The 11,494-nt window shown below is 42.2% G+C and carries 1 protein-coding gene, 4 tRNA genes and 4 rRNA genes; all 9 read left to right on the forward strand.

Features of this window, described 5'->3' with window-relative positions:
* The first annotated feature begins 112 nt into the window (after positions 1-112).
* The 9 genes from cysS (at position 113) to EL260_RS03550 (ending at position 11,488) form a co-directional block, all read left to right on the forward strand.
* A complete protein-coding gene (gene cysS / locus EL260_RS03510) occupies positions 113-1,579 on the forward strand; it encodes a cysteine--tRNA ligase (RefSeq protein WP_123858874.1) in 1,467 nt (488 codons plus the stop codon).
* A gap of 1,383 nt (positions 1,580-2,962) precedes the next feature.
* Positions 2,963-4,479: ribosomal RNA gene (locus EL260_RS03515) — 16S ribosomal RNA — on the forward strand.
* Positions 4,480-4,687: 208 nt separating this feature from the next.
* Positions 4,688-4,761: transfer RNA gene (locus EL260_RS03520), tRNA-Ile, on the forward strand.
* A gap of 87 nt (positions 4,762-4,848) precedes the next feature.
* Positions 4,849-4,922: transfer RNA gene (locus EL260_RS03525), tRNA-Ala, on the forward strand.
* A gap of 202 nt (positions 4,923-5,124) precedes the next feature.
* Positions 5,125-7,888: ribosomal RNA gene (locus EL260_RS03530) — 23S ribosomal RNA — on the forward strand.
* Positions 7,889-8,032: 144 nt separating this feature from the next.
* A 5S ribosomal RNA gene (rrf, locus tag EL260_RS03535) occupies positions 8,033-8,140 on the forward strand.
* A 1,388-nt stretch (positions 8,141-9,528) separates the two neighbouring features.
* Positions 9,529-11,045 (forward strand): 16S ribosomal RNA (locus tag EL260_RS03540).
* Together the 16S, 23S and 5S rRNA genes with 4 tRNA genes alongside form the textbook arrangement of a ribosomal RNA operon.
* A gap of 208 nt (positions 11,046-11,253) precedes the next feature.
* Positions 11,254-11,327: transfer RNA gene (locus EL260_RS03545), tRNA-Ile, on the forward strand.
* 87 nt (positions 11,328-11,414) lie between these two features.
* Positions 11,415-11,488 (forward strand) — tRNA-Ala (locus tag EL260_RS03550).
* The last annotated feature ends 6 nt before the right edge of the window (positions 11,489-11,494 follow it).

Here is an 11,494-nt window from a genome sequence, read left to right on the forward strand (position 1 = left end):
TTTAAAAAAGTTTCACATAAAATCTTTATCACAACAATTATTTGTTGTGACAGATTTTTATTTTAACTAATTTTTGAATCTTAAAACTATTGAATCTTTTAATAAAAAATAAATGCAATTAAAAATATATAACTCGCTTACAGCGGAAAAAGAAATATTCAAACCCATCTTAGAAGGAAACGTAGGAATGTATGTCTGCGGACCTACAGTGTACAGCAATGTGCATTTAGGGAATGTAAGAACTTTCCTGTCTTTTGATTTTATCTACCGTACCCTAATGCATTTAGGATATAAAGTAAGATACGTAAGAAACATTACCGATGCAGGGCATCTTACTGATGATGGAGATGTAAATAACGATAGATTCGTTAAGCAAACTCGTCTTGAAAAATTAGAACCCATGGAAATTGTACAAAAGTACACTGTAGATTTCCATAAAGTTTTAGAGATGTTTAATCTGCTCCCTCCTAATATTGAGCCTACAGCAACAGGGCATATTGTAGAGCAAATCGAGCTTACTCAAAAACTGATAGATACAGGTTTTGCATATGAAAGCAATGGTTCTGTATATTTCGATGTATTAGAGTACAATAGAAGAGGACTGAATTACGGCGAACTTTCAAAACGTAATATAGAAGAACTTTTTGCTAACACCCGTGATCTTGACGGGCAAGGGGAGAAGAAGAATCCACAAGATTTTGCTCTTTGGAAAAAAGCATCTCCCGCTCACATCATGAGATGGAATTCCCCTTGGGGAGAAGGTTTCCCAGGATGGCACCTTGAATGTACAGCCATGAGTACTAAATATTTAGGTGAAACTTTTGATATCCATGGCGGAGGTATGGATTTGAAATTCCCTCACCACGAATGTGAAATTGCCCAAGGAAAAGCTTGCAATGGAGCCGCACCAGTACATTACTGGATGCATGCTAATATGTTGACAATGAACTCTCAACGTATGAGTAAGTCTACAGGAAACTATATCCTTCCAATGCAGTTGGTAACAGGAGATAATGATTTCTTTGAAAAACCTTTCCATCCGTCAATTGTACGTTTCTGCTTCCTGCAGGCACATTACAGAAGTGTTTTGGATATCTCCAATGATGCCATGATTGCCAGTGAAAAAGGATTTATTAGGTTGATGGAAGCTGTGAAAGTACTGAATTCCATTACGCCTGATGACAAAAAGCAATCAGCATTCAGTCTTACAGAATGGAAAAACAAATGTTATGATGCATTAACAGATGATTTCAATTCTCCAATTCTGATCGCCCATTTATTTGAAGCCGTAAAATACATTTTTGCTTTAAATGATAGCAAAGAAACAATCTCAACAGCAGATCTTGAAGATTTAAAGTCAACATTGAATGCCTTTATCTTTGACGTGCTAGGATTGCAGCCTGTAGAAGAAAACAATAATGAAAAATTGGATCAAACCCTAAAAGTTTTAATCGAACTTAGGAATCAGGCAAGAAAATCCAAAAATTTCGATCTTTCAGATCAGATCAGAGACAAACTGCTTGCTGAAGGCATAGAATTAAAAGACGGAAGAGACGGAACATCCTATGTTCTGAACTAAAAATATAAACTTCGGTTTTACAATCATTCCGTAAGAAACCTGCTGTAAAGGATTCTTACGGAATTTTTTTATCACAACGTTGAAAGCTTCCTGGCTCAAATAAATTTTCCCTTCCTCTTATTAAACTCTCATTCTCTCCAACTCTCCAATTCATTCAGGAGCTTAATCCCGCTATACACTCATACTCCTCGCGCCATCCTTCCCAATACTCAAACCCACCTGCTCTCCAACGTGTGCTGTGGGGTAACCGTTACTATCGGGGCTAGGGTAATGGACCACTTTATAAATGATGAATAAATAATAGATAATAGATAATAGATAATAGGTTGGCATCAATTAATAGCATTACCTATTATCCATAAGTGATGGCTTCTATCATTCCCATCCTTTGGAGGGGTGTCAAAAATTCAAAGAATTTTTGACGGGGTGGTAATTTAGTCATTTCTGCTCTATGAAAGTTCTGTGAAAATCTGCCTTCCCGTCTTGCAACTCTATTGCTAACACTTGGCTAATCCATCATCTTTGTCATCCTGTAAGGATCTCAACAAGATGATTCCATATTAATAAAAGAATCTGCCAGAATCAATCCTAATTTTCATGCTATATATTAGCTTCCCCCCACAGAGTCTTCATTAATAGAAACGGACTTTAGCCCATTTACATAAAATAAAGTCTTATCCATTGGCTTAGCCAAAACTTACAATACCCAATTTTGTATTTTTAATATATAATAGTAACATATAATAATTAATAATACCTCTATATAATATATAAAATACCTGTTATATGATCTCTAAAACAAGATTTTCACATCTTCCAAAAAGCAATTCCCCATTGTGGATAAGTATAAAATTGTATATAAATATAAATAAATCAGCAAGTTAAACTGTCTACTTATTAACAATTGTAATATTGGTGTAAACTTTATGTTAAATAAACTTGCGGGGAATAGATGAAGTTTCTATCTTTGCCCCACTGAAAAACGAAAGAGATTCGGTAAGCGCAGAGGAGCTTTTAGATAAGCATAAACATTATATTCTACGAGAGAGACAGGCGAAAAAAACTTTTAATTTTTAGGATTTAAAAGTTGCGAGTTAAAATAAAGTTTGTATCTTTGCAGTCCCAATTAAGGGAGCGCAGGAGTAGAGGGATTGAGGGTTTGGAAAGAGATTAAGGTTACTTAAAAAACTTTAAAATTTTCTTTCGAAACATTTGGTCAAATGAAAATAAAGTTTTACTTTTGCACTCGCAAATACGGAGCGACACTGACAGAAAGATTGCTTCGTTAAAAAGCGAAAGATATAAAGATCATTGACATATAATATAACAACCAAGTAAGGAAAAACTAAAGCGTTAAAAACTTTGAGTGAGTCAGACAAACATACAATGGAGAGTTTGATCCTGGCTCAGGATGAACGCTAGCGGGAGGCCTAACACATGCAAGCCGAGCGGTAGAGGTCTTTCGGGATCTTGAGAGCGGCGTACGGGTGCGGAACACGTGTGCAACCTGCCTTTATCTGGGGGATAGCCTTTCGAAAGGAAGATTAATACCCCATAATATGTTGAATGGCATCATTCGATATTGAAAACTCCGGTGGATAGAGATGGGCACGCGCAAGATTAGATAGTTGGTGAGGTAACGGCTCACCAAGTCTGCGATCTTTAGGGGGCCTGAGAGGGTGATCCCCCACACTGGTACTGAGACACGGACCAGACTCCTACGGGAGGCAGCAGTGAGGAATATTGGACAATGGGTGAGAGCCTGATCCAGCCATCCCGCGTGAAGGACGACGGCCCTATGGGTTGTAAACTTCTTTTGTATAGGGATAAACCTAGATACGTGTATCTAGCTGAAGGTACTATACGAATAAGCACCGGCTAACTCCGTGCCAGCAGCCGCGGTAATACGGAGGGTGCAAGCGTTATCCGGATTTATTGGGTTTAAAGGGTCCGTAGGCGGATGTGTAAGTCAGTGGTGAAATCTCACAGCTTAACTGTGAAACTGCCATTGATACTGCATGTCTTGAGTGTTGTTGAAGTAGCTGGAATAAGTAGTGTAGCGGTGAAATGCATAGATATTACTTAGAACACCAATTGCGAAGGCAGGTTACTAAGCAACAACTGACGCTGATGGACGAAAGCGTGGGGAGCGAACAGGATTAGATACCCTGGTAGTCCACGCCGTAAACGATGCTAACTCGTTTTTGGGTTTTCGGATTCAGAGACTAAGCGAAAGTGATAAGTTAGCCACCTGGGGAGTACGTTCGCAAGAATGAAACTCAAAGGAATTGACGGGGGCCCGCACAAGCGGTGGATTATGTGGTTTAATTCGATGATACGCGAGGAACCTTACCAAGGCTTAAATGGGAAATGACAGGTTTAGAAATAGACTTTTCTTCGGACATTTTTCAAGGTGCTGCATGGTTGTCGTCAGCTCGTGCCGTGAGGTGTTAGGTTAAGTCCTGCAACGAGCGCAACCCCTGTCACTAGTTGCCATCATTAAGTTGGGGACTCTAGTGAGACTGCCTACGCAAGTAGAGAGGAAGGTGGGGATGACGTCAAATCATCACGGCCCTTACGCCTTGGGCCACACACGTAATACAATGGCCAGTACAGAGGGCAGCTACACAGCGATGTGATGCAAATCTCGAAAGCTGGTCTCAGTTCGGATTGGAGTCTGCAACTCGACTCTATGAAGCTGGAATCGCTAGTAATCGCGCATCAGCCATGGCGCGGTGAATACGTTCCCGGGCCTTGTACACACCGCCCGTCAAGCCATGGAAGTCTGGGGTACCTGAAGTCGGTGACCGTAACAGGAGCTGCCTAGGGTAAAACAGGTAACTAGGGCTAAGTCGTAACAAGGTAGCCGTACCGGAAGGTGCGGCTGGAACATCTCATTTTAGAGCGTCTTTTAGACGATAAACAAAATTAGTATCTTCGGATACAAGTACTTATTCAAAGTAAAGCTTTAGTTTTTTGTTTGGTTGATTATATTAAAAATACAAAACCCACTAGAAATTAGTAAAGGGATTGAGAGAGACAAGGATGAAGATAGGATGGTCAGTTAAATCTGATATCTGTTATCTGAAATCTGTTAGTCTAACAGACAGTCTCGTAGCTCAGCTGGTTAGAGCGCTACACTGATAATGTAGAGGTCGGCAGTTCGAGCCTGCCCGAGACTACTAATTAAAAAGACGGGAAGATATAAGACATCAGATGTCAGACAATAAAGTCTGTAATCTGAGATCTAAAATCTGAAGTCTACTAGAGGGGAATTAGCTCAGCTGGCTAGAGCGCCTGCCTTGCACGCAGGAGGTCAAGGGTTCGACTCCCTTATTCTCCACAGTTTTGGAAGACTGATTTAAAAGTTACGGATAGAGCCAAAAACAATATTCGTTCATCAGTTAGACAAGAAGAATTTAAGATCATTGACATTAACGGTAAAGACATCACAAAGAGATAACCGAGCACTTTCGAGTGCCGAGTTTATAAAAATATCGATAAATTTATTTATCAAAAAAATACTGAACTAATTTAATATTAGGAAAGAAATCGTTAAGGGCGTATGGCGGATGCCTAGGCTTTCAGAGGCGACGAAGGACGTGGTAAGCTGCGAAAAGCTGCGGGGATTGGCACACACGAATTGATCCGCAGATGTCCGAATGGGGCAACCCGTCTGGTTGAAGACCAGTCACTCTAAATTTATTTAGAGAGCAAACCCGGAGAACTGAAACATCTAAGTACCCGGAGGAAAAGAAATCGAAGAGATTCCGTAAGTAGTGGCGAGCGAAAGCGGATTAGCCCAAAAGCTAATTTATGTTTAATAGAATGTTCTGGAAAGAACAGCCGTAGAGGGTGATAGCCCCGTATATGAAAGGCATATTTAAGTGATAAATGAGTAGGGCGGGACACGTGAAATCCTGTCTGAATATGGGGGGACCATCCTCCAAGGCTAAATACTCCTGAAAGACCGATAGTGAACAAGTACTGTGAAGGAAAGGTGAAAAGCACTTCGAATAGAAGGGTGAAATAGAACCTGAAACCGTACGCCTACAAGCGGTCGGAGCAGCATTAAGCTGTGACGGCGTGCCTTTTGCATAATGAGCCTACGAGTTAATTTTACTAGCGAGGTTAAGGACTTCAGGTCCGGAGCCGGAGCGAAAGCGAGTCTGAATAGGGCGGATAGTTAGTAGGATTAGACGCGAAACCTTGTGATCTACCCATGGGCAGGTTGAAGCTCTGGTAACACAGAGTGGAGGACCGAACCGGTTGACGTTGAAAAGTCTTCGGATGACCTGTGGGTAGGGGTGAAAGGCCAATCAAACTGGGAGATAGCTCGTACTCTCCGAAATGCATTTAGGTGCAGCGTCGTATATAAGTTTATTAGAGGTAGAGCTACTGATTGGATGCGGGGGTTTCATCGCCTACCAATTCCTGACAAACTCCGAATGCTAATAAATGTTCTACGGCAGTGAGGGCATGGGTGCTAAGGTCCATGTCCGAGAGGGAAAGAACCCAGACCAACAGCTAAGGTCCCAAAATATATGTTAAGTTGAAGCAACGCGGTTGGACTGCATTGACAGCTAGGATGTTGGCTTGGAAGCAGCCATTCATTTAAAGAGTGCGTAACAGCTCACTAGTCGAGCGGTCCGGCATGGATAATAATCGGGCATAAACATATTACCGAAGCTATGGATTTGTATTTTAGATACATCTGGTAGGAGAGCATTCTATTTGCGCCGAAGCAGTACTGTGAGGTATTGTGGAGCGGATAGAAAAGAAAATGTAGGCATAAGTAACGATAAAGCGGGCGAGAAACCCGCTCACCGAAAGACTAAGGTTTCCTCAGCCATGCTAATCAGCTGAGGGTTAGTCGGGACCTAACGCGAACCCGAACGGGGAAGTGGATGGACAATGGGTTAATATTCCCATACTTGCTCACACTAAAAAGGGGACGGAGTGCCGTACTTACTGGAGACTGACGGAATAGTCAAGGCCTAGCCTTCGGGCGAAGCTGCTGTAGGGAAAGTGCTTCCAAGAAAAGCCGAAGTGAAGCAACCCGTACCAAAACCGACACAGGTAGTCGAGGAGAGAATCCTAAGGTGCTAGAGTGAATCATGGTTAAGGAACTAGGCAAAATAGTCTCGTAACTTCGGGAGAAGAGACGCCATCAGCAATGGTGGCCGCAGTAAAGAGGCCCAGGCGACTGTTTATCAAAAACACAGGACTCTGCAAAATCGAAAGATGCAGTATAGGGTCTGACACCTGCCCGGTGCTGGAAGGTTAAGGAAGGTGCTTAGGGTTAAACCGAAGGCATTGACTGAAGCCCCAGTAAACGGCGGCCGTAACTATAACGGTCCTAAGGTAGCGAAATTCCTTGTCGGGTAAGTTCCGACCTGCACGAATGGTGTAACGATCTGGGCACTGTCTCAACCATGAGCTCTGTGAAATTGTAGTATCGGTGAAGATGCCGATTACCCGCAATGGGACGAAAAGACCCTGTGAACCTTTACTATAACTTCGTATTGACTTTGAGTAAGTAATGTGTAGGATAGGTGGGAGGCTATGAAGTGGGCACGCTAGTGTCTGTGGAGCCGACGTTGAAATACCACCCTTTACTTACTTGGAGCCTAACTTCTTTTAGAAGGACATTGCGTGGTGGGTAGTTTGACTGGGGTGGTCGCCTCCAAAAGAGTAACGGAGGCTTTCAAAGGTACCCTCAGCACGCTTGGTAACCGTGCGTAGAGTGTAATGGCATAAGGGTGCTTGACTGTGAGACCAACAAGTCGATCAGGTGCGAAAGCAGGACATAGTGATCCGGTGGTTCCGTATGGAAGGGCCATCGCTCATAGGATAAAAGGTACTCCGGGGATAACAGGCTAGTCTCCCCCAAGAGCTCACATCGACGGGGAGGTTCGGCACCTCGATGTCGGCTCGTCACATCCTGGGGCTGGAGAAGGTCCCAAGGGTTGGGCTGTTCGCCCATTAAAGTGGCACGCGAGCTGGGTTCAGAACGTCGTGAGACAGTTCGGTCTCTATCTATTGCGGGCGTTAGATGTTTGAGAGGGCTTGATTCTAGTACGAGAGGACCGAATTGAACAAACCTCTGGTGTATCAGTTGTACCGCCAGGTGCACTGCTGAGTAGCTACGTTTGGAAGAGATAAGCACTGAAAGCATATAAGTGCGAAACTCGCCTCAAGATGAGACATCTTTTAAGGGTCGTGGGAGATGACCACGTTGATAGGCTATAGGTGTAAAGACAGTAATGTCATAGCCGAGTAGTACTAATTACCCGTAGATTTATAGCCTGATATGGCGCACGAAAGTGCAGCAAGGTTAGCTCTTTGTGAAAGTTTTTATCGATTAAAACAGATGTCAGATATAAGACATCAGATAACAGACTTAAAGTCTGAGATCTGAAATCTATCCTCTGATATCTTATATAAAGCCTTTAGGGTGGTTTTAGCGGTGGGGCTCACCTGTTCCCATTCCGAACACAGAAGTTAAGCCCACCAGCGCCGATGGTACTGCTAACGCGGGAGAGTAGGCCGCCGCCAGTTTTTATTTTATTTTTAAAAGTCTCATACAGTAATGTATGAGACTTTTTTTTGTTATATACTCAAATCCAAAACACAATACAAAACACACCACCACACCACACTAAGAACAATACAACCACAATACAATCAGCAATGAGCAATGAGCAATGAGTAATAGGTAATAAGTAAGATCTAATCTCTAAGTTTTGGCTAAAGCCATTGGAATTCTTATTTACTATTAAGCGGGCTAAAGCTCACTTCTATTGAATTGCAGATTACCCTTTCTGTTTTTTCATTCTTTATTTTATCACAGACCTTTTCTTTAGTATCATTACTTCTGATGAACTTACCGCATTTTGTTATCCTGTAAGAATCTGAGTGGGATAATAAACATTGATAACGTTACCTGGATGCCTAAGGGATCGCAACGTAAGGGCATCAAGACAATCTACTATAGCATATCAATATTTGTTATTCATCAGAGATTACTCATTGCTGCTCATTATTCATAATAAACAAGATCTCTCTGTTTAATTTATATTATAGGATAATTGAGAACCCGCATGTTTTTATCATTGACTATCTATTGCTCTATCTTTATCATCCATTTAATTTTTCACCAATTTAAAAATCTCTATAAAGAACCATTACAATGATTCATTCTATAGAATTTTTGTTCCTCGTCATTTATTATCGTTTACAGCTATTATCTTCAGAAAGACTTGTCTCCAAAATCATTTGATTTTGATTTCAATGATCTGTAGAATTATAAATCTATATCTCTAGTTTTATATGCATAAGAATACCCGTTGTATAGGGGTAAGTGAGATTCTACAGACTTTCAAAAGCAATTCCCCATTGTGGATAAGTATAAAATTGTATATAAATATAAATAAATCAGTAAGTTAAACTGTATACTTATTAACATTTACTCTATTGGTGTAAATTTTATGTTAAATAAACTTGCGGGTAATGGATGAAGTTTCTATCTTTGCCCCACTGAAAAACGAAAGAGATTCGGTAAGCGCAGAGGAGCTTTTAGATAAGCATAAACATTATATTCTACGAGAGAGACAGGCGAAAAAAAACTTTTAATTTTTAGGATTTAAAAGTTGCGAGTTAAAATAAAGTTTGTATCTTTGCAGTCCCAATTAAGGGAGCGCAGGAGTAGAGAGATTGAGGGTTAGGAAAGAGATTAAGGTTACTTAAAAAACTTTAAAATTTTCTTTCGAAACATTTGGTCAAATGGAAATAAAGTTTTACTTTTGCACTCGCAAATACGGAGCGACACTGACAGAGAGATTGCTTCGTTAAAAAGCGAAAGATATAAAGATCATTGACATACAATATAACAACCAAGTAAGGAAAAACTAAAGCGTTAAAAAACTTTGAGTGAGTCAGACAAACATACAATGGAGAGTTTGATCCTGGCTCAGGATGAACGCTAGCGGGAGGCCTAACACATGCAAGCCGAGCGGTAGAGATCTTTCGGGATCTTGAGAGCGGCGTACGGGTGCGGAACACGTGTGCAACCTGCCTTTATCTGGGGGATAGCCTTTCGAAAGGAAGATTAATACCCCATAATATGTTGAATGGCATCATTCGATATTGAAAACTCCGGTGGATAGAGATGGGCACGCGCAAGATTAGATAGTTGGTGAGGTAACGGCTCACCAAGTCTGCGATCTTTAGGGGGCCTGAGAGGGTGATCCCCCACACTGGTACTGAGACACGGACCAGACTCCTACGGGAGGCAGCAGTGAGGAATATTGGACAATGGGTGAGAGCCTGATCCAGCCATCCCGCGTGAAGGACGACGGCCCTATGGGTTGTAAACTTCTTTTGTATAGGGATAAACCTAGATACGTGTATCTAGCTGAAGGTACTATACGAATAAGCACCGGCTAACTCCGTGCCAGCAGCCGCGGTAATACGGAGGGTGCAAGCGTTATCCGGATTTATTGGGTTTAAAGGGTCCGTAGGCGGATGTGTAAGTCAGTGGTGAAATCTCACAGCTTAACTGTGAAACTGCCATTGATACTGCATGTCTTGAGTGTTGTTGAAGTAGCTGGAATAAGTAGTGTAGCGGTGAAATGCATAGATATTACTTAGAACACCAATTGCGAAGGCAGGTTACTAAGCAACAACTGACGCTGATGGACGAAAGCGTGGGGAGCGAACAGGATTAGATACCCTGGTAGTCCACGCCGTAAACGATGCTAACTCGTTTTTGGGTTTTCGGATTCAGAGACTAAGCGAAAGTGATAAGTTAGCCACCTGGGGAGTACGTTCGCAAGAATGAAACTCAAAGGAATTGACGGGGGCCCGCACAAGCGGTGGATTATGTGGTTTAATTCGATGATACGCGAGGAACCTTACCAAGGCTTAAATGGGAAATGACAGGTTTAGAAATAGACTTTTCTTCGGACATTTTTCAAGGTGCTGCATGGTTGTCGTCAGCTCGTGCCGTGAGGTGTTAGGTTAAGTCCTGCAACGAGCGCAACCCCTGTCACTAGTTGCCATCATTAAGTTGGGGACTCTAGTGAGACTGCCTACGCAAGTAGAGAGGAAGGTGGGGATGACGTCAAATCATCACGGCCCTTACGCCTTGGGCCACACACGTAATACAATGGCCAGTACAGAGGGCAGCTACACAGCGATGTGATGCAAATCTCGAAAGCTGGTCTCAGTTCGGATTGGAGTCTGCAACTCGACTCTATGAAGCTGGAATCGCTAGTAATCGCGCATCAGCCATGGCGCGGTGAATACGTTCCCGGGCCTTGTACACACCGCCCGTCAAGCCATGGAAGTCTGGGGTACCTGAAGTCGGTGACCGTAACAGGAGCTGCCTAGGGTAAAACAGGTAACTAGGGCTAAGTCGTAACAAGGTAGCCGTACCGGAAGGTGCGGCTGGAACATCTCATTTTAGAGCGTCTTTTAGACGATAAACAAAATTAGTATCTTCGGATACAAGTACTTATTCAAAGTAAAGCTTTAGTTTTTTGTTTGGTTGATTATATTAAAAATACAAAACCCACTAGAAATTAGTAAAGGGATTGAGAGAGACAAGGATGAAGATAGGATGGTCAGTTAAATCTGATATCTGTTATCTGAAATCTGTTAGTCTAACAGACAGTCTCGTAGCTCAGCTGGTTAGAGCGCTACACTGATAATGTAGAGGTCGGCAGTTCGAGCCTGCCCGAGACTACTAATTAAAAAGACGGGAAGATATAAGACATCAGATGTCAGACAATAAAGTCTGTAATCTGAGATCTAAAATCTGAAGTCTACTAGAGGGGAATTAGCTCAGCTGGCTAGAGCGCCTGCCTTGCACGCAGGAGGTCAAGGGTTCGACTCCCTTATTCTCCACAGTTT

The sequence above is a fragment of the Chryseobacterium nakagawai genome (assembly GCF_900637665.1).
GTDB lineage: Bacteria > Bacteroidota > Bacteroidia > Flavobacteriales > Weeksellaceae > Chryseobacterium > Chryseobacterium nakagawai.

Excerpts from the sequence above, each read along its gene's own strand:
- cysS (WP_123858874.1), top strand. The coding sequence starts at position 113 with ATGCAATTAAAAATATATAACTCGCTTACAGCGGAAAAAGAAATATTC.